At 70.2% G+C, this 26,535-nt stretch carries 23 protein-coding genes and 1 pseudogene; 7 read left to right on the forward strand and 17 right to left on the reverse strand.

Annotation, left to right across the window (positions count from 1 at the left end; all coding sequences use genetic code 11):
- Nucleotides 1-287: 287 nt before the first annotated feature.
- The 4 genes from OG858_RS08565 to OG858_RS08580 all read left to right on the forward strand — a co-directional run bounded on the left by OG858_RS08565 (nt 288) and on the right by OG858_RS08580 (nt 4,422).
- Nucleotides 288-875, forward strand: a complete 588-nt coding sequence (locus OG858_RS08565; protein ID WP_086746262.1) for a pyridoxamine 5'-phosphate oxidase family protein — start codon at nt 288-290, stop codon at nt 873-875.
- 168 nt (nt 876-1,043) lie between these two features.
- The gene (locus tag OG858_RS08570) at nt 1,044-2,381 is read left to right on the forward strand and encodes a ferredoxin reductase family protein (RefSeq protein ID WP_086746261.1); all 1,338 of its coding nucleotides are present in this window, start codon (nt 1,044-1,046) and stop codon (nt 2,379-2,381) included.
- Nucleotides 2,382-2,537: 156 nt separating this feature from the next.
- The gene (locus OG858_RS08575; protein WP_328545021.1) at nt 2,538-3,623 is read left to right on the forward strand and encodes an FMN-binding protein; all 1,086 of its coding nucleotides are present in this window, start codon (nt 2,538-2,540) and stop codon (nt 3,621-3,623) included.
- Between the two features lie 4 nt (nt 3,624-3,627).
- Nucleotides 3,628-4,422, forward strand: coding sequence for an FAD:protein FMN transferase (locus tag OG858_RS08580; RefSeq protein WP_086753802.1), 795 nt, complete (start codon nt 3,628-3,630; stop codon nt 4,420-4,422).
- 271 nt (nt 4,423-4,693) lie between these two features.
- On the opposite strand, the gene OG858_RS08585 is transcribed toward OG858_RS08580, so the two are convergent.
- The 7 genes from OG858_RS08585 to OG858_RS08615 all read right to left on the reverse strand — a co-directional run bounded on the left by OG858_RS08585 (nt 4,694) and on the right by OG858_RS08615 (nt 11,942).
- Nucleotides 4,694-5,230 carry an arginine repressor gene (locus OG858_RS08585; RefSeq protein WP_319067337.1) on the reverse strand — a complete coding sequence of 179 codons (537 nt, stop codon included), beginning with the start codon at nt 5,228-5,230 and terminating at the stop codon, nt 4,694-4,696.
- A 7-nt stretch (nt 5,231-5,237) separates the two neighbouring features.
- The gene (locus tag OG858_RS08590; RefSeq protein ID WP_319067336.1) at nt 5,238-6,464 is read right to left on the reverse strand and encodes an acetylornithine transaminase; all 1,227 of its coding nucleotides are present in this window, start codon (nt 6,462-6,464) and stop codon (nt 5,238-5,240) included.
- Complete coding sequence (argB, locus tag OG858_RS08595; protein WP_086746561.1) at nt 6,461-7,372, reverse strand: acetylglutamate kinase; 912 nt, start codon at nt 7,370-7,372, stop codon at nt 6,461-6,463. The genes OG858_RS08590 and argB overlap by 4 nt, the downstream gene beginning before the upstream one ends.
- On the reverse strand, nt 7,369-8,523 hold the full coding sequence (argJ, locus tag OG858_RS08600) for a bifunctional glutamate N-acetyltransferase/amino-acid acetyltransferase ArgJ (RefSeq protein WP_086746560.1): 1,155 nt from the start codon (nt 8,521-8,523) through the stop codon (nt 7,369-7,371). The genes argB and argJ overlap by 4 nt, the downstream gene beginning before the upstream one ends.
- Nucleotides 8,524-8,632: 109 nt before the next feature.
- On the reverse strand, nt 8,633-9,661 hold the full coding sequence (gene argC, locus OG858_RS08605; RefSeq protein ID WP_086746559.1) for an N-acetyl-gamma-glutamyl-phosphate reductase: 1,029 nt from the start codon (nt 9,659-9,661) through the stop codon (nt 8,633-8,635).
- A 132-nt stretch (nt 9,662-9,793) separates the two neighbouring features.
- A complete protein-coding gene (locus OG858_RS08610; protein WP_328545020.1) occupies nt 9,794-11,317 on the reverse strand; it encodes a hypothetical protein in 1,524 nt (507 codons plus the stop codon).
- Nucleotides 11,318-11,537: 220 nt separating this feature from the next.
- Nucleotides 11,538-11,942 (reverse strand): DUF5997 family protein, encoded by a 405-nt coding sequence (locus tag OG858_RS08615; protein WP_319067332.1) that lies wholly within the window; start codon nt 11,940-11,942, stop codon nt 11,538-11,540.
- A 321-nt stretch (nt 11,943-12,263) separates the two neighbouring features.
- On the opposite strand from OG858_RS08615, the gene OG858_RS08620 reads away from it, so the two are divergent.
- Nucleotides 12,264-13,028, forward strand: a complete 765-nt coding sequence (locus tag OG858_RS08620) for a LysR substrate-binding domain-containing protein (protein ID WP_086748891.1) — start codon at nt 12,264-12,266, stop codon at nt 13,026-13,028.
- A 107-nt stretch (nt 13,029-13,135) separates the two neighbouring features.
- Here the strand turns inward: OG858_RS08620 and OG858_RS08625 are convergent, their stop codons facing one another.
- The 4 genes from OG858_RS08625 to OG858_RS08645 form a co-directional block, all read right to left on the reverse strand.
- Complete coding sequence (locus OG858_RS08625; protein ID WP_319067331.1) at nt 13,136-15,619, reverse strand: alpha-L-arabinofuranosidase C-terminal domain-containing protein; 2,484 nt, start codon at nt 15,617-15,619, stop codon at nt 13,136-13,138.
- Between the two features lie 594 nt (nt 15,620-16,213).
- On the reverse strand, nt 16,214-16,789 hold the full coding sequence (locus OG858_RS08635; protein WP_086748889.1) for a histidine phosphatase family protein: 576 nt from the start codon (nt 16,787-16,789) through the stop codon (nt 16,214-16,216).
- Between the two features lie 105 nt (nt 16,790-16,894).
- Nucleotides 16,895-17,341 carry a GNAT family N-acetyltransferase gene (locus OG858_RS08640; RefSeq protein ID WP_319266476.1) on the reverse strand — a complete coding sequence of 149 codons (447 nt, stop codon included), beginning with the start codon at nt 17,339-17,341 and terminating at the stop codon, nt 16,895-16,897.
- Nucleotides 17,342-17,359: 18 nt separating this feature from the next.
- Nucleotides 17,360-18,802, reverse strand: coding sequence for an aminotransferase-like domain-containing protein (locus tag OG858_RS08645; protein WP_328545019.1), 1,443 nt, complete (start codon nt 18,800-18,802; stop codon nt 17,360-17,362).
- On the opposite strand from OG858_RS08645, the gene OG858_RS08650 reads away from it, so the two are divergent.
- Both OG858_RS08650 and OG858_RS08655 read left to right on the forward strand, forming a co-directional pair.
- The gene (locus tag OG858_RS08650) at nt 18,801-19,799 is read left to right on the forward strand and encodes a DMT family transporter (RefSeq protein WP_319315760.1); all 999 of its coding nucleotides are present in this window, start codon (nt 18,801-18,803) and stop codon (nt 19,797-19,799) included. The genes OG858_RS08645 and OG858_RS08650 overlap by 2 nt on opposite strands.
- 102 nt (nt 19,800-19,901) lie before the next feature.
- Nucleotides 19,902-20,099, forward strand: coding sequence for a DUF1918 domain-containing protein (locus OG858_RS08655; protein WP_037701681.1), 198 nt, complete (start codon nt 19,902-19,904; stop codon nt 20,097-20,099).
- A 27-nt stretch (nt 20,100-20,126) separates the two neighbouring features.
- Here the strand turns inward: OG858_RS08655 and OG858_RS08660 are convergent.
- The 6 genes and pseudogenes from OG858_RS08660 to OG858_RS08685 form a co-directional block, all read right to left on the reverse strand.
- Nucleotides 20,127-20,466: pseudogene (locus tag OG858_RS08660) on the reverse strand (hypothetical protein); the annotation flags it as partial.
- Between the two features lie 471 nt (nt 20,467-20,937).
- Nucleotides 20,938-22,086 carry a hypothetical protein gene (locus OG858_RS08665; protein WP_328545018.1) on the reverse strand — a complete coding sequence of 383 codons (1,149 nt, stop codon included), beginning with the start codon at nt 22,084-22,086 and terminating at the stop codon, nt 20,938-20,940.
- A 90-nt stretch (nt 22,087-22,176) separates the two neighbouring features.
- On the reverse strand, nt 22,177-23,760 hold the full coding sequence (locus OG858_RS08670) for an amidohydrolase (RefSeq protein ID WP_328545017.1): 1,584 nt from the start codon (nt 23,758-23,760) through the stop codon (nt 22,177-22,179).
- A 183-nt stretch (nt 23,761-23,943) separates the two neighbouring features.
- Nucleotides 23,944-24,729, reverse strand: a complete 786-nt coding sequence (locus OG858_RS08675) for an AlkZ-related protein (protein ID WP_179201035.1) — start codon at nt 24,727-24,729, stop codon at nt 23,944-23,946.
- Nucleotides 24,730-24,777: 48 nt separating this feature from the next.
- Nucleotides 24,778-25,815, reverse strand: coding sequence for a methyltransferase (locus OG858_RS08680; RefSeq protein ID WP_086748883.1), 1,038 nt, complete (start codon nt 25,813-25,815; stop codon nt 24,778-24,780).
- Entirely contained in the window at nt 25,812-26,528 is a 717-nt protein-coding gene (locus tag OG858_RS08685) for a DUF6875 domain-containing protein (protein ID WP_319266467.1), read from the reverse strand. Before OG858_RS08685 ends, OG858_RS08680 begins: the two co-directional genes overlap by 4 nt.
- Nucleotides 26,529-26,535 lie beyond the last annotated feature (7 nt).

Consider the following 26,535-nt stretch of genomic DNA (forward strand, 5'->3'; position numbering starts at 1 on the left):
GGTGACAGCCCACGCACGACGACCGCACGGTGATCCGCTCACGTGGATCCGTTCACGGTGATTCGTTCACGGTGATTCGTTCGTTCGGCGAGTGACCTCCTGCGCTCCTCGGGAGCGACAGGGGCCGTGGCCGCCCCGCGCGCCGGCCGGGACGGCCATGGAAGACCTGGTTCCGGGTGGACCCCAGCAATGGGGTCCACCCGGAATTCGCGTTTCCGGGCGCAGTTCCTCGGATCGGGGCCCAATTCCTTAGACAGGCGAAGCGTTTCCGTCGATAATCGTTAGACATGGGAAAGACTTACGACCGCATCGACGGCCGCCTGCGTACCTTCATCGAGGCCCAGCCTCTCTTCTTCACCGCGACCGCGCCCCTGTCCGCCGACGGCACGGTCAACCTCTCCCCCAAGGGGCTGCGGGGTTCGTTCGTGATCCTCGACGAACTGACCGTCGCCTACCTGGACTTCGCCGGATCCAACGCGGAGACGGTCGCGCACCTGCGGGAGAACGGCCGGATCACCCTCATGTGGTGCGCCTTCCAGGGCCCGCCCAACATCGTGCGGGTGCACGGCACGGGCGAGGCCGTCTTCCGCGACGACCCGCGCTTCACGGACCTCCTCGCCCGCTTCCCCGACATCGACCCCACCCCGCACGGCCTGCGCGCCGTCATCGTGGTCCGCGCCGAACGCATCCGCGACAGCTGCGGCTACGCCGTGCCGTTCATGGCGTACGAGGAGGACCGCGACCTGCACGGCAGGCGCTTCGCGCGCGAGGACGACGACTCGCTCAGCGCCTACTTCGGCTCCAAGGAGCACATCGCGACCAGTCTGGACGGACTGCCGGGACTGCCTCTGCCGCTGCCGCCCTCGAACCTGTGACGGCGTGGGGCCCACGCCCGTCGTTCGGGACCGCGCGTTCCGCGAGACAGTTGTTCACGCGGTTGAACACACGGCACTCCCTGCACGTACGTGTGGGCCAAGGGTCCAGCCCACCACGGAGGAACCGTGTCCACGATCGCCGGAGGTCGCGCAGCGCGCCGCCAGACGATGCGCCGCATCCGACCTCGTCGTTCTCCCGCCGTCCCGTTGCTCATCGCCTTCTGGGCGGGCGCGGCCGCGGTGGTGTGGCTGTGGTGGGACAACACGCCGTCCATCGCCGACCAGGGCAGCAAGATGGTCAACGCCGGGCGGATCACGGGTCTGCTCGGCGGGTACCTGATGGCTCTGGTGGTGCTCCAGATGGCCCGGGTGCCCGCGCTGGAACGCCGGGTCGGCTCCGACCGGGTGGCCCGCTGGCACGCGATGACCGGCCGCTACACGCTCTGCCTGGTCGTCGCGCACGTCGTCCTCACGATGTACGGGTACGCGCTGCAGGCCGGCCTCACCCACACCGCGATCCTCCAGCAGACGATCGACTCGATCAACCAGCTGCCGGACATGGGCAAGGCCGCCATCGGCACCGGTCTGCTGGTGTTCATCGGGCTCATCTCCATCGGCCCGGTGCGCAAGCGGATCCCGTACGACCTCTGGTACCACACGCACCTGCTGACGTACGCGGCCACGTTCCTGACGTTCTGGCACCAGATCACCACCGGCAACGAGTTCGCCGCCACCCCCGCCGCGAAGACCGGCTGGTACGCGCTGTACGGATCGGTGACCGCGCTGGTGGTCTGGTACCGGATCATCAGCCCGATCAAGCTGAACATGAAGCACCGGCTGCGGGTCGAGGCGGTCATCGAGGAGTCGCCCGGCATCGTCTCGGTGCTGATGAGCGGGCGCAAGCTGCACCGGATGGGCGCGGAGGCGGGGCAGTTCTTCCGCTGGCGGTTCCTCGCACCGGGCATGCGCTTCAGCTCGCACCCGTACTCGCTGTCGGCGGCCCCCCGCCCCAACATGCTGCGCATCACCGTCAAGGCGATCGGCGACCACAGCTCGGCCCTGCGCGACCTGGAGCCCGGCACCCGGGTGTGGGCCGAGGGCCCGTACGGGGCGCTCACGGCCGGCAAGCGCAGCCGGGGCAAGGTGCTGCTGGTGGCCGGCGGTGTGGGCATCACGCCGATGCGGGCCCTGTTCGAGACGCTGCCCGGCGCGGCCGGTGACCTGACCCTGCTCTACCGGGCCAACACCACCCAGGACCTGGCCCTGTGGGACGAGCTGGCGCAGATCGCGGAGGAGCGCGGGGCTCGGCTGATGTACGCGGTGAACAGCCCGGAGGGCGAACGCCCCGACATCTCGCCGGACTCCCTGCGTCGCAAGATCCCGGACATCGAGAGCCACGACGTCTTCCTGTGCGGGCCGCCCGGCTTCGCCCAGGGCGTGTACGAGGCGCTGCGCGGCGCGGGTGTCCCGACCCGCCGTATCCACCACGAGTCGTTCGAGATGTGAGCGACGGGACCGCTCGCCGCCGGTCCCACCCGCCCGACCGTCCCAGCCGTAGGTCTCCACGACCGTCCCACCCCGACTTCTGGCCATGGGTTTCCCCACGGGTTCGCCCCTCGGGTCTCCCCCGCGAGACTTCACACTTCAGGAGCTGAAGGAGCGATGAAGAAGAGCCACCCCATCCGGCGGACCCTGCTCGCCACCGCCGCCACCGTGTCCGGCATCGTGCTGCTGCTGTCGCTGAAGCCGGCCTCGGACGCCGGATCGGTACAGGCCGGAGCGGCCGGGGGCGCACCTTCTGCACAGGGCGGGGTGGCGGCCGGCGCGCAGACCCTGACGGGTAGCGCCGTCACGACCGAGTACGGCCCGGTCCAGGTCCGGATCACCGTCAACGGCGGCAAGATCACAGGCGCCGAGGCCGTGCAGCAGCCGAGCGGCGGGCGCTCCACCCAGATCAGCGGCGACGCCATCCCCAAGCTCAACCAGGCGGCCGTGGCGGCGGGCAGCGCCGACATCGACGCCGTCTCCGGCGCCACCTACACCAGCGCCGGCTACAAGGAGTCCCTCCAGTCCGCCCTGGACCAGGCCGGCAAGGCACAGGACTCGGGCGCCCAGGTCCTCACGGGCACCACCGTGCAGACCGACTACGGGCCGGTCCAGGTCCGGATCACGGTCAGCGGCGGCAAGATCACAGGCGCCGAGGCCGTGCAGCAGCCGAGCGGCGGGCGCTCCACCCAGATCAGCGGCGACGCCATCCCCAAGCTCAACCAGGCGGCCGTGGCGGCGGGCAGCGCCGACATCGACGCCGTCTCCGGCGCCACCTACACCAGCGCCGGCTACAAGGAGTCCCTCCAGTCCGCCCTGGACCAGGCCGGCAAGGCACAGGACTCGGGCACCGAGGTCGAGGCGGGCGGCTCGCAGGACGCGGGTGGCGACGCCGAAGGCACCGAGGACTCCGGGGCCGGGCAGTCGACGGGCACCCAGGTGCTCACGGGCTCCGCCATCAAGACGGACTACGGCCCGGTCCAGGTCCGCGTCACGGTCACCGACGGCAAGATCACAGGCGCCGAGGCGCTGCAGCAGCCCACCGGCGGCCGCTCCACCCAGATCAGCGGTACCGCCATCCCCCAGCTCAACAAGAACGCCGTCTCGGCAGGGAGCGCTGACATCGATGCTGTCTCGGGCGCCACATACACCAGCGGTGGTTACAAGCAGTCCCTCCAGTCCGCGCTGGACCAGGCCGGCTGATCCGGTGGCCGAACCCGCCGGGGCCGCGGCACCCTCCCAGTTGCGCCACGCCGAGGAGGTCATGGGCACCGTCTTCTCCTTCGACGTCAGAGGAGGCGAGTCCACGGCGGTCAGGGCCGCGCTCGACGAGGCAGTGGCCGGGCTCCACGCCGTGGACGAGGTGTTCAGCACCTATCGCGAGCACAGCCAGATCTCCCGGCTGGCCCGGGGCGAGGTGACGATCGAGGAGTGTGCTCCCGAGGTCGGCGAGGTGCTCGAACTGTGCGCCGAGGCCGAGCGGTTGAGCGGCGGCTGGTTCAGCGCCACGTACGAGGGCCGCTTCGACCCGACGGGGCTCGTGAAGGGGTGGGCCACCGAACGGGCGGCCCGGTGTCTGGTCGAGGCCGGGGCGAGCGGGGTGAGCGTGAACGGGGGCGGTGACGTCCAGTTGTGCGGTGTCCCCGGGACCGAGCGGCCGTGGCGCGTCGGTGTGGCCGATCCCCTCCGCCCCGGGGGCCTCGCGGCCGTCGTCACCGCCGCCGGTGCCGACCGCCTCGCCGTCGCCACCTCCGGAACGGCCGAGCGGGGCGCCCACATCGTCGACCCCCGCACCGGCAGGTCCGCCGTGACGGACCTGGTCTCGGTGACGGTCGTCGCCCCCCGCCTGACCTGGGCGGACTGCTGGGCGACCGCGGCCTTCGCCATGGGTTCCCGCGAGGGCCTGGCGTGGCTGGAGGCCCTTGAGGACACCGAAGCCCTGCTCATCACGGCGGGCGACGAGGTCCGCTGCACGGGAGGGCTGGCCCGGCGGCTGGGCTGAGCGGGGGCGTCTCACTCACCGGCGTCGGCCGGGTGCCGCTGCGCCCGCCCTCATCGCCCCAGCAGCACGACTGCCCGCAGCCGGGTCGGAGCGGGCGGGGAAAGGCGGCCGGGGCCCGGCTCTTCAGGGGCGCGGGGAACCGCGCGACCAGCCGCGACGCACCCGCAGCCGGCCTCCCCGCGAAACGCGCCCCTTCAGTGACCGCTCGCCGACCGCTCGCCGACCGCTCAGTGACCGCTCGCCGACCGCTCAGTGGCCACTCGCCGACCGCTCAGTGACCGTTCTGAGCCAGCCGCAGCAAGTGATCGGCCAGGGCCTGCCCACCCACCGGGTCCCGGCTGATCAGCATCAGCGTGTCGTCGCCGGCGATCGTCCCCAGGATGTCGTGCAGCTCCGCCTGGTCGATGGCCGAGGCCAGGAACTGGGCCGCGCCCGGCGGGGTCCGGAGCACCACCAGGTTCGCCGAGGCCTCCGCGGAGATCAGCAGCTCCGCGGAGAGCCGCCGCATCCGCTCCTCCTTCGCCGACTCCCCCAGCGGAGCCCGAGGGGTGCGGAAGCCCCCCTCGCTCGGCACCGCGTAGATGAGGTCGCCGTCGTTGTTGCGGATCTTCACCGCGTTCAGCTCGTCCAGGTCCCGGCTGAGCGTCGCCTGCGTGACGCTCAGCCCGTCGTCGGACAGCAGCTTCGCCAACTGGCTCTGCGACCGCACAGGTTGCCGGTTGAGGATGTCCACGATCCGCCGGTGGCGTGCGGTGCGGGTCTGCGGCACCGCGGGCCCCGCCTGGTCGTGCTCCTGCGCCTGGCTCATCGTCGTCTCATTCCCCGGCTCGTCCGTCCCCACTGGCTTCGTGTGCCGCCCGCGCCGCTTCGAGAATGCCGGGCAGCGCCTGGAGGAGGGCATCCACCTCCGCGTCACCGATATTGAGCGCGGGCATCAGCCGTACGACATCGGGGGCGGGCGCGTTCACCAGGAAACCGGCGTCCTGCGCGGCCTGTTGCGCCAGCGGCGCGAGCGGCTCGGTGAGCACGATACCCAGCAGGAGGCCCGCGCCACGGACATGGCCGATCATCGGGTCGCCGAGGGACTCGATTCCGTTCCGCAGCTTCTCGCTCTGCCGCTTGACGTTCTCCAGCAGGCCCTCCGCCCGGATGGTCTCCAGGACGGCGAGTCCGGCGGCGCAGGCGACCGGGTTGCCGCCGAACGTGGTGCCGTGCTGGCCGGGCTGGAGCAGGTCGGCGGCCCGGCCGAAGGCGACGGTCGCGCCGAGCGGCAGTCCGCCTCCGAGCCCCTTGGCGAGGGTGACGACGTCCGGCAGGACGCCCTCGTGCGCCTGGTACTCGAACCAGTGCCCGGTCCGGCCGACGCCGGTCTGCACCTCGTCGAGGACCAGCAGCGAGCCGGTGGCGGCCGTGATGGCCCGCGCGGCCTTCAGATAGCCGGGCGGCGGGACCACGACCCCCTTCTCGCCCTGGACGGGCTCGATGATGACGAGGGCCGTCTCCTCGGTGACCGCGGCGGCCAGGGCCTGCGCGTCGCCGTACGGGACGTGCGTGACGTCGCCGGGCAGCGGGTGGAAGCCGGTCTGCTTGCCGGGCTGACCGGTGAGGGCGAGGGCGCCCATGGTCCGGCCGTGGAAGCCGCCCTCGGTGGCGACCATGTGGGTCCGCCCGGTCAGCCGGCCGATCTTGAACGCGCCTTCGTTGGCCTCGGCACCCGAGTTGCAGAAGAAGACCTTGCCGTCGCGGCCGAAGTGCTCCAGGAGCCGTTCGGCGAGGGCGACGGGGGGTTCGGCGATGAACAGGTTGGAGACATGGCCGAGGGAGGCGATCTGGGTGCTGACGGCCTCGACGATCGCCGGGTGGGCGTGGCCGAGCGCGTTGACGGCGATACCGCCGACGTAGTCGACGTACTCCTTGCCGTCGGCGTCCCACACCCGGGTGCCCTCGCCGCGGACGAGCGAGAGCTTCGGCGTGCCGTAGTTGTTCATGAGCGAGCCCTGCCAGCGCTGGGTCAGCTCCGCGTTCTTCGCGGTCTCGGTCATACGGCATCCCCCTCTTGCTCTGCGTCGGGCACGACCATCGTGCCGATGCCCTCGTCGGTGAAGATCTCCAGCAGGATCGAGTGCTGGACCCGGCCGTCGATGACACGGGCGGTCTGGACGCCGTTGCGCACGGCGTGCAGGCACCCCTGCATCTTCGGCACCATGCCGGAGGACAACTCCGGCAGCAGCTTCTCCAGTTGGGAAGCGGTGAGGCGGCTGATCACCTCGTCGCTGTTGGGCCAGTCCTCGTAGAGGCCCTCGACGTCCGTGAGGACCATGAGGGTTTCGGCGTCCAGAGCAGCAGCGAGTGCCGCAGCCGCCGTATCAGCATTGACGTTGTAGACATGTCCGTCGTCCTGGCTACGGGCGATCGACGAGACGACCGGGATACGGCCGTCGGCGAGCAGTGCCTCGATCGCGCCCGTGTCGATCGCGGTGATCTCGCCCACCCGCCCGATGTCGACCAGTTCGCCGTCGATCTCGGGCTGGTGCTTGATGGCGGTGATGGTGTGCGCGTCCTCGCCGGTGATGCCGACGGCCAGCGGTCCGTGCTGGTTGAGCAGTCCGACCAGTTCGCGCTGCACCTGTCCGGCGAGCACCATGCGTACGACGTCCATGGCGTCCTCGGTGGTGACGCGCAGGCCGGCCTTGAACTCGCTGACGATGCCGTGCCTGTCGAGGGCGGCGCTGATCTGCGGGCCGCCGCCGTGCACGACGACGACGTTGAGCCCGGCGTGGCGCAGGAAGACGACGTCCTGGGCGAAGGCGGCCTTCAGGTCCTCGTCGATCATGGCGTTGCCGCCGAACTTGATGACGACCGTCCTGCCGTTGTGGCGGGTCAGCCACGGGAGCGCTTCGATGAGGATCTGGGCCTTGGGCAGGGCGGTGTGCTTCCGTGTGGTGCTCATGAGGAGTACGCGCTGTTCTCGTGGACGTAGTCGGCGGTGAGGTCGTTGGTCCAGATCGTGGCCGTCTCGGACCCGGCGGCGAGGTCGGCGACGATGTGCACCTCGCGGTAGCGCATGTCGACGTTGTCGCGGTCCTCGCCGACGCCGCCGTTCTTGCAGACCCAGACGCCGTTGATGGCGACGTTGAGCCGGTCGGCCTCGAAGGCGGCCTGCGTGGTGCCGATGGCGGACAGCACCCGTCCCCAGTTGGGGTCCTCGCCGTGGATGGCGCACTTGAGGAGGTTGTTGCGGGCGATGGAGCGGCCCACCTCCACGGCGTCGTCCTCGGTCGCGGCGTTGACGACCTCGACCTTGATGTCCTTGCCGGCGCCCTCGGCGTCCCGGATCAGCTGCTGTCCGAGGTCGTCGCACACCTCGCGCACGGCCTGCGCGAACCCATCGTATTCCGGGGTGATTTGGGAGGCACCGGAGGCGAGCAGCAGCACGGTGTCGTTGGTGGACATGCAGCCGTCGGAGTCGACACGGTCGAAGGTGACCCTGGTCGCGGCACGCAGGGCCCTGTCCAGGGTCTCGCTGTCGAGGTCGGCGTCGGTGGTGAGGACGACGAGCATGGTGGCGAGGCCTGGGGCGAGCATTCCCGCGCCCTTGGCCATGCCGCCGACGGTCCAGCCGTCCTTGGAGACGACGGACGTCTTGTGCACGGTGTCGGTGGTCTTGATGGCGATGGCGGCCTTCTCACCGCCGTGCTCGGAGAGCTGCGCGGCGGCCGTCCCGACACCCGGGAGCAGCTTGTCCATCGGCAGCAGTACGCCGATCAGGCCGGTGGAGGCGACGGCGATCTCGCCCGCGCTGTGCCCGTCGAGGACCTCCGCGACCTTCTCGGCCGTCGCGTGGGTGTCCTGGAAGCCCTTCGGTCCCGTACAGGCGTTGGCGCCACCGGAGTTGAGGATGACGGCGGAGACCCGGCCGCCCTTCAGCACCTGCTCGGACCAGAGAACCGGGGCGGCCTTCACACGGTTGGAGGTGAAGACGCCCGCGGCGGCGAGGCGGGGCCCGTTGTTGACCACGAGGGCCAGGTCCGGGTTGCCGTTCTCCTTGATTCCGGCGGCGATGCCCGCCGCCGTGAATCCCTTGGCTGCCGTCACGCTCACTGCATCTCCTCGTTCGCCCCGCCGCGGAAGCGGCTGATGTCGCTGTCGCCCGTGCAGCGCAGCGGTGCGGCCATCGTCGTCTGCGGCCCGGTGGCTGCACGTGCGTCGCTCACGGTGCGACTCCGATCGTGGAAAGCCCCGTCGTCTCGTGGAGTCCTAGGGCGATGTTCATGCTCTGGAGGGCGCCGCCGGCGGTGCCCTTGGTGAGGTTGTCGATGGCGCTGATCGCGATGATGCGGCCCGCGGTCTCGTCGTACGCGACCTGGATCTGAACGGCGTTGGAACCGTAGACGGACGCCGTCGCCGGCCACTGTCCCTCGGGGAGCAGGTGGACGAACGGCTCGTCGGCGAAGGCTTTCTCGTACGCGGCGCGCACGGAGTCGGCGGTGGCGCCGGGCTTCGCCTTCGCGGTGCACGTGGCGAGGATGCCGCGGGGCATCGGGGCGAGGGTCGGTGTGAAGGAGACGGAGACCGGTTCGTCGGCGACCCCGCCGAGGTTCTGCATCATCTCGGGCGTGTGCCGGTGGCCACCGCCGACGCCGTACGGGGTCATCGACCCCATGACCTCGCTGCCCAGCAGATGCGGCTTGGCCGCCTTGCCGGCGCCGGAGGTGCCGGAGGCGGCGACGATCACGGCCTCGTTCTCGGCGAGGCCCGCCGCGTAGGCCGGGAACAGGGCCAGCGTCACTGCCGTGGGGTAGCAACCGGGTACCGCGATGCGCTTGGACCCCTCCAGCGCGGCGCGGGCACCCGGTAGTTCGGGGAGGCCGTAGGGCCAGGTCCCGGCGTGGGGCGAGCCGTAGAACCGCTCCCAGTCCGCCGGGTCCTTGAGGCGGAAGTCGGCGCCCATGTCGACGACGAGCACCTCCGGGCCGAGCTGCTCGGCCACGGCGGCGGACTGCCCGTGCGGCAGCGCGAGGAACACCACCTCGTGCCCGGCGAGGACCTCGGCGGTCGTCTCCTGGAGCACCCGGTCGGCCAGGGGCAGCAGGTGCGGCTGGAGCCCGCCCAAGCGCTGGCCCGCGTTGGAGTTGCCGGTCAGTGCACCGATCTCGACCTCGGGGTGCGCGAGCAGCAGGCGCAGCACTTCGCCGCCCGCATAACCACTCGCTCCCGCCACCGCCACGCGTACCGCCATGGAACCCTCCTCTTGGATGGCATGACTATACGTTTCGCTGCACGTTTATGCAATCTGTGCGGGGAGGGGGCGGCACGGCCGCATACGGGCCGGCGGGCGGCTCGGCACCGGTGACGACGGTCCAGGGAATGGCTAGGGCAGCAGTTCTCTCGTCAGCCTCTCCATCACGGCGGGCGGGAGCGACGGGTTGGCGGCCGCGGCTTCCGCCACCTGCGGGCCGGGGTCGGTGAGCAGGTCCGTGATGACCTCGGGCGGGAGCGCCGGGTGGCCGGCGGCGAAAGGTTTCGCCCGTTCGTCCGCCAGGCAGGCGAGAAGCGCCGCGGCCGTGGCGCGGCGGTGCCGGGCGATCTCGCGGAACGCCTTCCGCGCCGGGGGCGCGTGCCGGGACAGGTGCTCCAGCAGTGCGGGGGTGGCGTCCGGATTGGCCGCCACCCCGGCGGTGACCTGGACCCCGTGCCGATCGACCATGGCCCGCAACCGCGCTTCGGAGAGGCCGGGGTGCGGAGCCACGGACTTGGCCACTTTCGCGTCGGGGTCGTCGGCCAGCGCGTCACGCATCGCGGCCGGCAGATCACGCCGTCGCGCCAGAAGCATGCGTACGACCGCGTGCGGCGACCGCGCCAGCTCCTCGGCCTCGGCGGCCGTGGCGGAGGCGATCCGCGGCAGGAGGGTGCTGCCGATCCTGGTGGTGGCGGCCACGTGGGTGAGCACGTCGAGCGGCACACGTGGGTTGTGCGCGAGCCTGCGCCGTACGTCGGGGGACGTGTCGTCGGCCAGCGCGCGGATCAGGGTGTCGTCGATCGCGGGGTTCTCGGCGAGGTCGGCGCGGGCGCCGGGCGTGGGATCCGCGGCGAGCCGCGCGTATGCCTCCGGGGGCAGACCGGGGCGGGCGGCGAGCGCCCATCGCAGCACCGTCGACGGGTGGTCGGCGAAGCCCGCGACCGCCTGAGCCGGTGTGGCCGGGTTGTTCAGGGCCGCCCACAGCATGTCGTGCGCGGTGGATTCGTGGGAGCCGTCGCAGGAGGCGCCCGGCCGCAGATCGCAGTCGAGCCGCGGGCAGTCCGGGCGGTGCGTGAACGGCGGCTCCTCCCGGTCGCAGACCAGACAGCGGCGCGCGGGCGGCAGCCCCTCGCCGCTGACGAGCGCCGCCAGCACGTCCGGCGGCGTCGCCTCGTTGACCGCCACCGCCCGGCGGACCTCGGCGTGCGGATGCCCCGCGAGCCGGGCGGCCACGTCCGGCGCGGCCCACAGGCCGAGCTCCACGACGACCCGTACGTCCGTGTCCGCGGCGAGCGTCTCCACCACGTCCGGCGGCAGGCCGGGGCAGGCGGCCAGCTTCTCCCGGTGTTCGACGTCCGGATCCACCGCGAGGAGGCGGGCCCACTCCGGGGCGCCGGCACCCTCGTCGAGCAGCGCCAGGGCGACGCGCGGCTGTGCCGTGGGGTCGACGTCGGCAGCGGTCAGCCTGCCCTCGTACGCCAGCAGCACACCGTTCCCCTCGTCCCGCGTGGCCAGCGTGGCCGCCTGCGCCCGACCGAGGTCGGCACGGCCGGCGAGAGCGTGGTCGACGTCGGCGTCCGCCACCGCGATCAGCCGGTCGACCAGCTCGGACGGCAGGGCCGGATTGGCGGCGAGTCCGCACAGGAGATGGTTCACGGAGGGCATCCTGCCCCGGGGCCCTGCTGCACGGCTCATGGATTTTCGCCGGACGGCGGCCGTGGTGGGCGGGTACGGGCGTGATGGGCGGGTACGGGTGTCCGGTTCGGCTGATGCGGGCTTCGGTTCGCCGGGCGCGGGCACGGACGTCCGGTTCACCGGGCGCGGCGTCGGGCTCGTCCGGTGCCGCCGAGCGCCCGGCGGCACCCGGCGAACCGGGTCAGGAACGGCGGTCGTCCGACTGGGCCGCCCGCTCCGCGTTGCGCTTCTTGATGCGGGCGCCTTCCTTGCGGACCTCGGCCTGGGTGGCGCGCTCCTTCTGCAGCCACTCGGGGCTGTCCTGCCGCAGGGCCTCGATCTGCTCGGTGGTGAGGGCCTCGGTGACTCCGCCGCGCGCGAGCCCCGCGATGGAGATACCCAGCCTCTCGGCGACCACCGGGCGGGGGTGCGGGCCGCTGCGGCGCAGTTCCGCCAGCCAGGCGGGCGGGTCCGTCTGGAGCGCGGTCAGCTCGGCGCGCGTGACGACGCCCTCCTGGAACTCGGCGGGGGTGGCCTGGAGGTACACACCCAGCTTCTTCGCCGCGGTGGCGGGCTTCATGGTCTGGGTGGTCTGGTGCGACGTCATGAGGTCAAGGGTATCGACCATGCGCGCGACCGCCGACCACGACCGCCGACCGGGCCCGTGACCGCCCGCCGTGCCCGTGACCGTCGGCCCGTACCCGTGACCCCGCCGTACCCGTGACCGTCGGCCCGTACCCGTGACCGCCCGCCGTGCCCGTGACCGCCGTACCCGTACCCGGGCCCGTGCCCCCGCCGTGCCCGTGACCGTCGACCCGTACCCGTGACCCCCGCCGTACCCGTACCCCCCGCCGTACCCGTGACCGCCGGCCGGGCACCTGGCCGCCCGCGGTGCCGGACCCGTGCCCCCGCCCGTTAGCCTGGTCCCGTGACAGGCTCGGAAGCATCCCCTTCGTTCCGGCTCGCGTACGTCCCGGGAGTGACGCCCACCAAGTGGGTGCGGATCTGGAACGAGCGGTTGCCCGACGTCCCCCTGACCCTCCTCCAGGTCTCCTCCACCGAGGCGTTCGGTGTGCTGCGGGACGGCGGCGCCGACGCCGGTTTCGTGCGGCTGCCGGTGGACGACACCGACCTCAGCGCGATCCCCCTCTACACCGAGACGACGGTGGTCGTGGTCCCCAAGGACCACGTCGTCGCGGCGGTCGACGAGGTGACGACCGAGGACCTGGCGGACGAGGTCGTGCTGCATCCGCTCGACGACACCCTCGGCTGGGAGCGTCCGCCGGGTGAGCCGGCGTTCGAGCGCCCCGTCACCACGGAGGACGCGATCGAACTGGTGGCGGCCGGGATCGGGCTGCTCGTCGTCCCCCAGTCGCTCGCCCGGCTCCACCACCGCAAGGACCTCACCTACCGTCCGGTCACGGACGCCCCCGAGTCCCGCGTCGCCCTGTCCTGGCCGCAGGACGCGACCACCGACCTGGTCGAGGACTTCATCGGTATCGTCCGGGGCCGAACGGTCAACAGCTCACGCGGTCGCACCCAGGCTCCGGCGGAGAAGCAGCCCCCGAAGGCCAAGCGCCCACGCCAGCCCACGACGGGCAGGCCGACCGCCCGAAACCCCCGAGGCGGCTCGTCCGGCGGCAGGAACGCCAAGAGCGGCGGCAAGACCGGAAAGCCCCGCCGCCGCTCGTGAGAAGCGCCCCCTAGAGGGGCCGAAGGCCCCACAAGGTACGCGGGGAACCGCGCGAGCAGCCCCCACACACCCGCACCCGGCTCATGAACCCCGGGCCACCCTCACCATCACCGCTCCCTGATCCGCAAGAACGTCACGGAGTTGGCCGGAAACGTGTAGCTGAACTCCTCAGCCACCCCACTGAACGTGGACGTCACCGGCGCGACCGGCGTGGCCGTCTCCGTGTTCACCGCGTCCGGCGCCGCCGAAAGCGTGGTCACCCGGGCCTTGGAGCGCACCTTCGCACCCCCGAGGTCGATCGCCGTACGCGCCGCCGCGGCCTGTGCGTTGACGACCTTGACGATGAGGTCACCGGTCCCGGCGTCACGCGTCACGACCTGCCGGAACGGTTCCGCCGGCTTGTCGTCGGTGAAGCTGCCCCACTCCTTGCCGTCGAGGAGGAGGGTCACCTGCCGCCCGCGCACCTTGACCTCGACGTCGTACGCGCGGCCCGTCTCGATCGTGCCCGGCTTGGAGATCAGGGACGACTTGCCGCCGTCCACGGCCTGCTCGACCGCGCTGGTGGTGTTGTTCCAGCCGCCGAGGTTCCACCAGTAGTAGTTGCCCGTGTCCTTGACACCGAAGGCGACGAGGAAGCCCTCCTTGCCGGACTTCTTGGTGGCCTTCACCTTCAGGTCGTAGTCGTGCCAGGCGGTGTCACCGGCCGAGACCATGGTGTTCTCGGCGGCCACGTCGCTCTGCACGTACTGCCCGTCCTGGATGCTCCAGCTGCCCCTGCCGGTGTGGGTCCACTTCGAGGCGTCGCCGCCGAAGTCGTCGGTGAGCAGGCTCGCGCCGTCCGCCGAGGTCACCGACACGTCGTCGTACGCCGCTGTCGTCGCCCAGGTGGAGAGGCCCACGGCGCCGGTGATCGGGCCGGAGAGGGCCGGCGTACCCGTGGCCTTCGACGGCACCACACGGTCCCCGACGTTGGTCATGAAGAGCTTCTGGGTCTCGTAGTTGGCGGAGTTCCAGGACGCCCGGTTGTTGAACCAGATCATGTCGGGGCTCCACTGCACGTAGTCCTCGTTGGCGAGGAGCGGTGCGTAGGAGGCGAGCTTCACGATGTCGGCGTTGCGTTCCAGGCCGGTCATGAACGCGGCTTCGGAGAGGGCGTTCTTGAAGGCGTTGCCCTGGGAGGCGTACTCGCCGAGGAAGACCTTCGGACCGCCGCGGTCGTAGGAGTCGTAGCGGTCGTTGTTCTGGAGGAACCACTGGGGGCTGTTGTAGTAGTGCTCGTCGACCATGTCGACGCCCGCCTCGCGGTTCAGCTTCCACGCGGTGTCGAAGGTGGTGCCCGTGTCGTCGGGGCCGGAGTTCGAGACCACCGTGATGTCGGGGTACTTCGCCTCGATGGCGGCCCGGAACTTCTGGAAGCGGGCGAAGAACTCGTTCGGCAGGTTCTCCTCGTTGCCGACGCCGAGGTGGGTGAGGTGGAAGGGCTTCGGGTGGCCCATCTCCGCCCGCTTCTTGCCCCACTCGCTGGTCACCGGCCCGTTGGCGAACTCGATGAGGTCGAGCGTGTCCTGGATGTGCCGCTGGAGCAGGGCGTCGTCGTCGGTGGCCCTGTTCTGGCCGCAGCCGGTGACGAGGGCGGGCACCACGGGCAGCGGCATCGCGCCGATGTCCTCGGAGAACTGGAAGTACTCGTAGTAGCCGAGGCCGTAACTCTGGTTGTAGCCCCAGAAGTTGGCGTTGGTGGCGCGCTCCTCGACCGGGCCTATGGTGTCCTTCCACTGGTACGAGCGCTTGCGCTCCCAGTTCGAGGCCTCGCTGTAGTCCTGCATGGAGCCGGTGTTGACGAGGCAGCCGCCGGGGAAGCGGACGAAGCCCGGCTCCAGCGCGGCGATCTTCTCGGCGAGGTCCTCGCGCAGACCGTTCTTGTGGCCCTTGTAGGTGTCGCGCGGGAAGAGGGACACCTCGTCGACGGCTGCGGCGCCGGCAGCTCCGACGGTCAGACGGCCGTCGGAACTGGTCCGCGTCGCCTTGAAACGGACCTTGTACTTGGCCCAGCCGCCCTTGACCGCGACCTGGTGGGCCTCGGCCAGCGTTCCGTCGGCGTCCTGGAGGGTGACGGTCAGCGTCGTACGACTCTCGGCGCGTGCCCACACCGAGAAGTTGTACCTCTTGCCCTCCTCGACGCGGACCCCGGTGTTGTAACCGGCGTTGGTGACGGACGAACCGGCGCCCAGGGAAAGGTAGTTGCGGTTGCGCTCGTTGAGGCGGCCGGAGTCGTTCACGACCCGCGCGGTGCCGTCGACGGCCCAGGAGGTGAGGGGGGTGTAGGCGCGGTTGTCGGCGGTCGAGTACTCGAAGGACCGGTTCTGCACGAGTTCGGCGTACAGACCGCCGTCGGCGGCCCGGTTGATGTCCTCGAAGAAGACGCCGTACATCGTGTCGTCGATCTTCGCGCCGGAGGCGGACGGGTCGACGGTGATCGCGTAGTCGGTGACGTCCTCGGCGTGCGCGGGGGCCGGGACGGAGGCGGCCGCCACGAGGAGGGCGGTGGCGGTGAGGCCGAGTCTCCAACGGGTGCGGGTGCTGCGTGACATGGATACTCCGCGGCTCGGGGTGGGGTCTGGAGTTGTTCGAAATATCAGACAATGATCAACACATCGAACGGCAACATAGGGAGGTGACCAGACCGGCGTCAACGGGCCACACGGCACCGAAAGTGTCGGAAGTGAAGGACGGACGGGCGATTTCCTGCCAGTTCCCGATGTACAGGCACATCGCTGCGGGAGGTGGCGGGTCCCGCGGCCCGTGCGGGACCTCGCGAGCGGGCGGAAGGGGCACTTGACGGGGACGACCGATTTCGGCCCGCCGCAGGACGGCTGCCCCCTCCACCGGGAGGTCGGAGCTTTCGTCCGGCGGGGCGTCCCGCGCCCCGCCGGACGCACTCCGCGTTTCCCGCCGGGCGCCCCGGCCCCCGCACGGCGGACGTCCGCTTCGGCGCCGACCGCCTTTCCCACGACCTGGACCTGACCACCGGCTGCCGGCGCACGGACCACCCCTGCCCGCCGGTCTCCACCGGGCGGGTTCGAGGTGTACGACGAAGGCCGCCGACGGACGGTCTGGCGGGTCGGTGGCCCTGCGGAGAACCAGCTCCCGGTCACCGACCACACCCGTCGGAGCGCGGACCTCGCCTACTGCGCGGCGCCCAGCCGCAGGTTCCAGCGGCCCGCGTGACCCGCGATGGTGACCGTCGACAGGGGCGGGATGTCCATGTTCCAGTAGGACGACGGCGGGGCCTTCAGCGCGTAGACGAGGGCGGCGCGCAGCACGGACGGCTCGGCCACGGCGACGATACGGCCGCCCTCGCCCACCGGACGGGTTTCGAGCCAGCCGCCTATGCGGGAGATGAAGGCGATCAGCGACTCGCCGCCGTGCGGCGTGGAGTGCGGGTCGGCGAGCCAGGCGTCCACGGCCGAGGGCTCCCGGGCCATGGCCTCCCCGAGCGTGAAGCCGCGCCAGCGGCCCATGTCGCAGTCCCGCAGCGCGGGCTGGCCCAGCGGCGCGTAGCCGAGGGCGTCGCCGGTGGCCCGGCTGCGGGGTGTGGGTGAGCAGTAGCGCAGCTCGGCCGCGGCCAGCGGCACCAGCTCATGGGCGGCGCGCTGCACTTCGTCCCAGCCGGCCTGGTCCAGCGGCCGGTCGTCCTCGAAACGCTCCGCGAGCAGCGAGGAGCAGCGCGCGGCGGCGACGAACGTGACCCGAAATGGCATGCGGCGATGGTGGAACGGAGGACTGCGCAGGTCAAGAGGCGTTACTCAGGAGTTACCCGGGGTATTCGCCGCTCACCCCGGGTACTCGTCGTCGCGACCGGCGCCTCATTCGAACACGAGCGCCATCCACTGGTCCGGCTTTGCGAGCGGCTCGAACCCGAGCTTCGCGTAGACGCCGTGCGCGTCGTGCGTGGCGAGCAGAACGCGCCGCAGCCCGTACGGCCGCAGGTGCTCGCGCACGGCCGCGACCAGGGCGGTGCCCAGCCCCTTCCCACGCGCCGACGGGTCGACGTACACATCGCAGAGCCACGCGAAGGTGGTCCGGTCGGTCACCACCCTCGCGTACGCCACCTGCTCCCCCGAACCCGTCTCGTACACCCCGAAGTTGAGGGATCCACGGATCGCGCTCTCCTGCTTCTCGCGGGGCCGGCCGAGGGCCCAGTACGCGTCGGTGGACAGCCAGTGGTGGACCCGACCGACGTCGACGCGGTCGGGGTCGTCGGACATCTCGTAGCCCTCGGGCAGAGGGGGCAGGGTCGACTCGTCGCTCATGGCTTGGACGTTCGCAGGTCACAGGCCCGCTGTCGAACCGTTTACCGCCGTCCTCAGCCGCCGTACCCCTTCCGCGATCTCCCCCGTGCCCGCGACCCCGGCGAAGCTCAACCGCAGGTGCCCGGCCGGGGGTTCGGCGCTGAAGTAGGGGCGGCCGGGGGTGACGGCCACACCCGCGCGGAGGGCCGCGGCGACCAGGGCGGGCTCGTCGGTGCCGTCCGGGAGGCGCAGCCACAGGTGGTAGCCGCCGGAGGGGATGTGGGGCAGGGCGAGTTCGGGCAGGCACATGCGCAGCTCGGAGGTCAGCGTGTCCCGGCGGTTCCTCAACTCCCTGGAGACCGCGCGGAGATGGCGGGGCCAGGCGGGTGAGCCGACGAGTTCGAGGGCTGCCTCCTGGAGGGGGCGCGGTACGAAGAAGGTGTCGACGACCTGGATGGCGCGCAGCCGTTCCAGGACCGGGCCCCGGGCGGCCAGGGCGCCCACCCGGAAGCTGGGCGAGGTGGCCTTGGTCAGCGAGGAGACGTGCACGACCACTCCGTCGGGATCGTCGGCCGCCAGCGGCCCGGGCAGCGGTCCGGCGTCCTCGTGCACGAGACGGCGTACGAAGTCGTCCTCCACCACGAAGGCCCCCGCCTCGCGGGCGATCCGCAGCACCTCACCCCTGCGGTCGACGGACAGGACGGCACCGGTGGGGTTCTGGAAGAGCGGCTGGCAGACGAAGACCCGGGCGCCGGACGCCCTGAACGCGTCGGCGAGCAGGGCGGGTCTGACGCCGTCCGCGTCCACCGGTACCGGAACGGGCCGGAGCCCGGCCGCCCGCGCGATCGCCAGCATGCCCGGATAGGTGGGCGACTCGACCAGCACGGGCGCCCCGGGCGGCGCGAGGGCGCGCAGGGCGGTGGTCAGGGCGGACTGACCGCCCGCCGCGACGATCACCTCGGCCGCGGTGATCGCCCCGCCGATGCTCCGCGCGAACCACTCGCGCAGCTCCGGCACCCCCTCGACCGGCGGTCGCGCCCACACCCCGGGCCGCCGTCCTGCTCTCGACAGGGCCGCGCCCATGGCCTGTTCCGGCTGCAGCGACGGGTGCAGATAGCCGCTGTTGAACTCGATCACGCCCGGGGGCGGGGAGGCGAGCGAGACCAGCACTCCGGAGGCGTCCACCGTGCGGGGCGACGGTTCGGCGCTGCCGTCCGCGCTGAGGGCGACCTCCTGCCAGGACGTGTCCCCCACGGCCGCCCCGCTCTCACGTGGCCGCGCCCGGAAGGCGCCCGCCCCCGGCCGGGTCACCACGAGCCCCTCGGCGGCCAGCTGCGCAAGAGCCCGCGAGACGGTCACCGGGCTCACCCGGAAGCGTTCGACGAGCGCCCGACTCGACGGCAGCTTTCCACCAGGTGAGTAGCGGTCCAGCTCTTTTCGCAGCTGTTCCGCCAGTTCCACACCACTGCTACGCTCATGCATGAGAGTAGAGAGTAGCGCTATCGCCTGCGATTCAGTAGCGGTGGACAGTGGCACGGAAGGCACCGAGCCGCGCGCGGCCACCTCCGGAACCCGTCCGGCCGCGGGCACCGGCCCGGTCGCGCCGGAGACCGACCACCGCCCCCGTACCGGCGGCACGCTCCAGGCCGCGCTCGGCGTCACCGCCTTCTCCCTCACCTTCCCGGCCACCGCCTGGGGCCTGGAGGGTTTCGGCCCCTGGTCCCTCGTCGCCGTGCGCAGCGTCCTCGCCGCCGTCATCGCGGGCTGCTGTCTGTCGGCCCTGCGGGTGCGGCCGCCGGCCCGCCGGCACTGGGCGGGGCTCGCGGTCGTGGCCGCCGGAGTGGTCGTCGGTTTCCCCCTGCTCACCACTCTGGCTCTGCGGACCTCGACCACCGCGCACGCCGCCGTCGTCGTCGGCCTGCTCCCGCTGACGACCGCCCTGTTCTCGGCGCTGCGCATGGGCACGCGCCCCTCGCGCACCTTCTGGACCGCCGCCCTCGCCGGGGCCGCCGCCGTCCTCGCGTTCACCGTGACCCAGAGCGGCGGCGCCCTCACCACGGCCGACCTCTACCTCTTCGGCGCCCTGCTGGTCTGCGCGGCCGGCTACACCGAGGGTGGCCGACTGGCCCGGGTGATGCCCGGCTGGCAGGTCATCGCCTGGGCACTGGTGCTGTGTCTGCCGCTGAGCGTGCCGGGCGCACTGCTGGCCCTGTCGTACGAGCCGGTGCGGCTGACCGCGCACAGTGTGGCGGGGCTGCTGTGGGTGGCGGCCGGGTCCCAGTTCCTGGGGCTGGTCGTCTGGTACCGGGGCATGGCGGCGATCGGCATACCGAAGGCCAGCCAGTTGCAGCTGGCGCAGCCGCTGCTCACACTGGTGTGGTCGGTGCTGCTCCTCGGTGAGCAGCTCACCCCGGCCGCGCCCCTGACGGCCGCCGCCGTGCTGGTCTGCATCGCGGTCACCCAGCGCTCCTCAGCCTGAGAGCGCCAGGGAGCCCGTTACGCACACCGGTCCGACCGGTGCCGCCCGCAATGGACTGCGGTCACGGACCGCCACTCCCGTGCGAGACGAGGAGGCCCCCCGATGCAGGCAGCTGTAGGCGACACCCTGCTGGTGCACGGCAGGACCGTCGGGCACCACGACCGGACCGCGGAGGTCCTGGAGGTGCTCGGCCATGACGGGAACCCGCCCTACCGGGTCAGGTTCGAGGACGACGGGCACGAGGCGTTGATGTCCCCGGGCCCGGACACGGTCGTCCGTCACCCCGGTGACCCGAGGTAGCCGTCCCGCGTCCGTCCACCGGTCCCGTCAGCGCGGTGGTTCCGCCGGCCGCTGGTAGTGGTCGGCGACCACCCGCGCCGTCGCGTGGTCGGCGACCACCCGAGCCGTCGCGCCGATCCGGTCGTCCTCGACATCCTCGGCCGAGAAGAGGACGTGTCCGCGTGCCTCCGGGACGTCGCGGGCGAGGGTGAGGTGCTCCGACAGTTCGGCCGATTCCTGCCAGGTCGCGCCGGCTGCGCCGGGTCGCCCGCCTTGTACAGGGCCCCGATGTACATCCGGGTCCCGCTGCCCCGGGCGGTCTCGGCCACCAGGGCAGCAGTTCGGCGTAGTCGGCGGCGGCGAAGCCGATGCTCCGGTACAGCTGCGGGCAGAAGTCCTGACTCTCAAGAGCGCACAACACGGTGATGGCGTGCCTGAAGACGGCTCTGTCCGCAGTTCCGTAAATGCTCAGGTCAGGGCCGGGAACGCAGGATCGCCTCGGCAGATTGTGTCCCGCCGAGGCAAGCGTGACGGGTCACGGAGCAGCGCGCTGCAGCCCGTATCGGCGCACAAGTCAAGGCTGCCTGCGGCGCGGAGATACGCACGGCGAGGCTCGCCCCCATGATGAGCCCGGCCGTCGAACTCGCCCGCCAGGGGCTCCTTGAGCATCGTCCTGCTCGTCGGCGCACTGCAGTGGGCGGCGACGCAGGCTCCCTCGGCAACCTCGCCGCTTCCTCACCGAACGGCGTCCGGCCCCAAAAGGTCGGCCGAGCTGCTTCGAGGGCGGCCTCGACGGCCCCGCGAAACCATCGACACGAAGTCCCGCCGGGTCAACATCCGGCGGGACTTCTCGCTCACGCTACACGGCCCTCAAGACACCGTTTTTCACCAGGAACCGGGCGAGAGCCAAGGTCTCCCGGTCGTCAGGTATGTCTTGTTCGGCACCGATCGGGAGGTCGGCGAAGCCGATGTACCACGGGAGCACAGTCGAGGAGACCGTGCTGCTCTTCCCGTGCGCGGCAACCAGTATCGCGCCCTGCCACTCGCACCAAAGGCGAGGCGCATGGCTGTCGACCGCCACCCGGCGCAGGTTGATGATCTCTCCGTCCTCCGGTTCGGCACCTGCAAGTCCGTAGGCGGAGGCGCCGGCCAGCGCCGAGGCCGGGTCGACGCCGTCGCCGAGGAAGTCCTGATAACCGGCCAGCCATGCCGCGCTCACCCGACCATCCGGTTCCGCCACGATGGGGTAGGTACCTTCGCCTGGAACGAAGGACCTGGTGTATCGCGCAATATTGAACGCGAATGCCGGGCCAACCGTCTCGGCCACGTGCCAGGTGCCCGTGTCCCAGGTGAAGAACTCACCGCTGGAGGCGATCAGCGATGTGCCGCGGTCGACCACCGAAGGCACGGAAAGGGACGGCAGGTATTCCTCGGGGTCTATGGCGTTCATACCTTCTGCCGCACGCCACTCGACGGAATCCGGTATCCAGTCCTCACCGTGCCAGAAGTGCATGTACTTGCGTCCCTGGAGGACAAAATGACTGTTGGCGCACTGCTCTCGATGGATACCGCCAGGTGTCGCACTATATTCGCCGAGGAACACCTCAATGTCTATGTTTCCGCGCACCAGCCCATAATCCTCGAACACCGAACGGCCGAAAGCCGACAGCAGCAGCTCGAACAGATCACGATCGTGCGAGGCCAACTCACGCGCGTAGAGCAGAATAGGGGTTCCCGCGCCGAACTCTTGCTGCAACCTGCTCAGCCATTGATCCGGCGACTCGGTGCCATCAGGAGCCGGCATCAGGGCACGGTCGGAGAGCACTTCGTCGCCCACGGTGATCTTTATCAGCTCGCGTTTGTCGTCACCTCCCAACACGGCGCGCACCGCGCCGATCACTCCCTTCCAGACCGCCTCGGGAGTGATCGCAGGGCAATCCCACGCCTCGACCCGCGTGCTCCTGGCCGAGTCGGGAGACTTCGCGATCGTCAATTGGGTTGCCACCATGGCTGTCTTCCTCTCTGAAAAATGCCTCTGCTGTCGCTCTGACGGTTGCAGCGAGCGCCTGGAGGTCCGCTGTGGAGCGTCGTTGACCGGTCATTCAGTGGGGCCGCCGGATGAGAGCGCCGCGGCGTGCGTCCGCGAGCCACCCAGGCCGGCCACAGGTTCCGCTTCGAACACCTGGAGCCGGTCATACACGCACTGGCCGGCTGCGATGGTGAGGTCCACCTGCGCCTCGCACAAAGCGTCCGGTCCCTCCCGCAGGACGTCGAGGTCGAGTACCACGACATCGGCAGGGGCTCCGGGAGTCAGGGTTGCCGGGTGCTGATGCAGGTGGCCTGTGCCGGTCGTGAATGCCCGGAGAATGTCAGGCATGCCGATCCGCTCGTCGGGGTTGAGCGGATCGGGGCTGTATCCCGGGCCAAGCCAGGGCGCACTGGCCAGAGCAGGTAGCCGGGTGACCGCGACGTAGGCGCCCCAGAGCGGGTTCGGGCTGCTCACGGGCCAGTCGCTGCCGGCTGCCAGCCGGGTGCCCGCTCGGGCGAGGCTGGCGAACTGATACTGACTGTCCACGCGGTGTGTGCCGAGCATCGGCTCGTACGTCTCTCGCATGTGCGGGATCTCCGCCGCCCAGAGCGGCTGCACGTTCGCTGTCACGTCGAGCTCGGCGAACCTGGGCAGGTCGGCGTCGGCTACGAGCTGCACGTGGGCGATGTGGTGCCGTCGCTCGAAGGAGCGCCCGGCCGCCTGGACCGCGTCCAGGCACTCACGCACCGCCCTGTCTCCGACGGCATGGAAGTGCACGGAGAAGTCCGCGCGAACCAGCGCGCTCACAGCCTCCCTCAGCTGTGCGGGGTGGAGTTTGCCGGGCGGCGTGACGGACCTGTCGAGGTAGGGCGAGAGCAGAGCGGCCCAGCCGTTCTCACATATGCCGTCCTGCATGATTTTCACGTGGTCCGCGGGCAGGCCAACAGCTCGGGCCTGTTCACGTCGCGCGCACAGTTCGTCCACCTGCTCGAGCCCGCGGCCGGGATCCCACCACAGTGCCAGTGACACGGCGCCAGTCAGCTCTCCGCGGCCGGCCAGCGCGACGTAGGCAGGCAGCGGGTCGGGTAAGCCGAGGTAGGGGCCGACGAGAGCGTCCTGCCAGGCCGTGAGACCGTGCCGGTGCAGGATGCTTTGTGCCGTGAGCAGAGCGTTCTCCAGCGCTGCTCGATCCGGTACGGGTATGTGCCGACCCACCAGAGCAGCCGCTGCCTCATGGAGCAGACCCGTCGGTCGGCCGCGATGGTCCCTGACGATCGTCCCGAACGGCGGATCGGGAGTGTGCGTGCCGATGCCGGCGCGAGTGAGGGCAGTGCTGTTCACCCAGGCGTCGTGCAGGTCCGAGCCCAGAAGATAGACGGGACGGTCGCGTACGACTTTGTCGAGGAGGTCGACGGCCGGCGTACTGCCTGAAAAGAACGCCGAGTTGGCGCCTCCTCCGACGATCCAGCCAAGGTCCGTGTGCTGCCGCGCGTATGCCTGGATCCGCTCCAGAGCATCAACGGCGTCGACCGCGTCGCGCAGGTCGCACCACGATTCGAGCAGCCCGGCCGCCAGTGGATGGACATGCGCATCCTGAAAGCCAGGCATGACCAGGCGGCCGTGCGTGCCGATCACCTCGGCGTCGTGGCCCACGTCTGCCCACACCTCCCGGGCAGAGCCGACCGCGAGCACACGGTCCCCCCGCAAGGCGATCGTGTCCGCGGCATCCGATCCGAACACTCGGCCGCCAGTGAGAATGATGTCTGCCATACCCTCGGTCCTTAAAGCGACGATATGTCCACTTGTTTGCAAAAAGGGGGAGAGCGGAAGACAGCATCAGCGATCCGGGAATCGGTAGCGGCCATCGGCATCGACCGTGGCAAGACCACGTCGATCCAAGTCGCCGAGTACCGAAGCGGCTTCCTTTGCTGTCCAGCGGAACGCGCGAAACAACTCTCGCGTCGTTCCCCGCACCATGGTGTCGAGGAAGGCCGAGGCTGCTTCATGTCGGCTGGGGCCTCGTCTGACGGCAGGATCGGGAAAGAACGCCCGACTCGTCAGTTCGATCACGCAACTGGGCCAGCCCGGACCGTCCTGCCGAGTTCCGAAATTCGTGATGAGGAGCGACCGGCCGAGTTCCGTAAGGATCCGCTGTGCCACCTTCCCGTCCAAGCCGAATGCCTCACGGATGAGGCGCATGGAGGTGGGACCTTCGAGCAGCAGGTGCTGTGCAATTTGCTTCGCCGTGGGAGACAGGGCCACCATGCGGAAGTCCTCGGGATCTCCGGCATGTGGATAGAGCATGTCGAGCATGTACGGTGAGAGAAGTGATTGTCGGCCGGCGACGAACCGGCCGCACCAGGCACGTTGCTCCGTGGGCAGCATGTCCTTCCACGTCCAGACCAGCTCCAGATCCTCCCCCCACCCTGCGGGGAGGAGTTGCGCTTCGCTGTCTCTCCCCGCCTCTCGCAACGAGGGATAGCTGGCCGCTTTGTCGCCGAAGAGGACGACAAACCCCAAGTCCGCAATGTATGAGGCGGCTTCGTCTGCAGTTCGCAGCGGAGGTTGATCCATGCGCCAGCGGCTGATTCTCTGCGCATGCAAGATCGAATCGACGGACATCTGATGTACCTGGATTCTGGGAACGGTTGGGCGTCGAGAGTCGATCTGTCAGCTATCGGGGCGGGTAGGCTGTGGGACGGCCTCGATAACGACGACTTGTCCGGGGCTCCGGCTGACGGCCGAGCATGCGAATCCGGCCGCGGACAGGAGTCGCTCGAAGTCGCCGAGGGTGCGCTCCTCTCCACGGAGGACCGACATCATGTACAGGTCCATGAGGGCAGTCATCCTGGACTCCGCGTCACGGAGATCCTGATCCGTCGCAACACGTTCAATGATCACGAGCCGCGCGTCGGGCGTCATCGCGTGACGGCAGGCGCGGAGTATGGCAATGCACTGCGGATCGTCCCAGTCGTGAAGGATCTCGCGCAGCAGGTAGAGATCACCGCCGCCGGGAACGTCCACGAAGAAGTCTCCGGCAACGACCTCAGTTCGCTCCTCCAGCCCGGCTTCGGCCAGAACGTCCTTAGCCCGAGCAGCAGTCGCTTCTGTGTCCAGAAGAACGCCTCGCGCTCCAGGCGACCCGGTGAGCAAGTAGGCAAGGAGGGTTCCGTCACCGCCGCCCACGTCCACGATCGTGCGGCCGACGGGGGCGACCGCGGACTTGATGTGTTCCAGGGACAATTGGAGATCGCAAGCCTGGGATTGGTCGAACGTCTCGCGGAGCGTGGGGTGGAGGTCCAGATAGTCGAACAACGGCATGCCATGCACGGCCTCGAATCCCGGTCGGCCAGTGCGCACCGTGCCGAGCAGAGCCGCCCAGGCCGCCCCCATCTCACCATTGACGAGAAGCGCTGTCGGCCGTGCGGACCCGGGTGCATCAGCGCGAAGGGTGGCACCAAGAGGGGTCAGGGCGTACTTGCCATCGGGCAGTCGATCGAACACATCGAACGCCGTGAGAGTGCGGAGCAGTTGATTCAGAAGGTCGGGAACGGCATCGACCTCTTCAGCCAGCTCTTCGGCACTTCGCGGACCGGTGGCGAGGGCATCGGGGATACCCATGACCGCTGCCGCACATAGAGCTCGGGACAGCAATGCACCGTAGAGCATCTCGCGCATCTGCATGGGTGCTCGAAGGTCTTGAGTCATCCACGATCACCTCCTCGGTCGACCAATGCGAACCCTTCGGTCGCCTTCGTATAGAGCCGACGCAGAAGACCATCTCGTACGCGATCGTCCGCGTAGTGCTGCCTGAAACGGGATTGATAGGCATCGAACTCGCTCCGCGTTCGATGCAGAAACAGAATATCGTGGACCGCCATGTGTCGAATCGCGATGACACAGGTCGGGGACTTGGAGACGGCGAAGAATTCGTTCCTGATTGCCCGCTCATCGCAATCGGGATGGAACTGACCAATCATCAAACCCTTGCTCACGGCAGACGATTTCAGCTCACTGTACAGGGCATCGATGACCTTCCAGCCTTCCGGGCCGGCGTCCGGAAGGACGACAAGAAGACTCGAGAGAGAACTGCCGGAACGCCCGGTCGATGTGCTGGTGGCGGCAAAACCGCTCAGTTCGTCAAGGATCAGGGAGCGTATGTGCTCATCATCCTCGCAGCTCACACCGTAGTGAAAACGCAGGCGCATGGCTCCGCTCTGGAGAGCGGGCATAACGAATGGGCAGACAGGGCCACCTCTGCCCAGATCCGGTGATGGCTGACCGACGTAATCGCGCAACCATTGGAGTACAAGTGAGAGGTCGTCGCTGATCCTGTCGTGGTGCCGGCCGACAGGAGTGACTTCGATGGCTCCAGGGGGCAGTGCGGATGCCGACTGGGCCGGCAGCAGGTCTGTATTCATCGTCTCC

It is taken from the genome of Streptomyces europaeiscabiei, assembly GCF_036346855.1.
Taxonomy (GTDB): Bacteria; Actinomycetota; Actinomycetes; order Streptomycetales; family Streptomycetaceae; genus Streptomyces; species Streptomyces europaeiscabiei.